The organism is Staphylococcus sp. EG-SA-2 (assembly GCF_017152085.1).
The window spans coordinates 1-285 of the sequence record NZ_JACYHC010000357.1 but is presented as its reverse complement, the minus strand read 5'-3'; the positions used below and the strand labels follow the sequence as shown (position 1 = coordinate 285).

Sequence of the window (285 nt, the reverse complement as noted above, 5' to 3'; positions counted from 1 at the left end):
AGTTACAACCTGGTGAAGAGCGAGTGAAACAAGAAGGACAACCAGGAAGTAAGACAATCACAACACCAATCACAGTGAACCCATTAACGGGTGAAAAAGTTGGCGAGGGTCAACCAACAGAAGAGATCACAAAACAACCAGTAGATAAGATTGTAGAGTTCGGTGGCGAGAAAATACCGCAAGGTCATAAAGATATCTTTGATCCAAACTTACCAACAGATCAAACGGAAAAAGTACCAGGTAAACCAGGAATCAAGAATCCAGACACAGGAAAAGTGATCGAAG

The 285-nt window shown here is 42.1% G+C and carries 1 protein-coding gene; it reads left to right on the top strand.

What is annotated here, in order from left to right; all coding sequences use genetic code 11:
- Positions 1-285 (top strand): E domain-containing protein (locus IDG60_RS03385; RefSeq protein WP_181935695.1); only part of this gene is annotated, 285 nt, incomplete at both ends.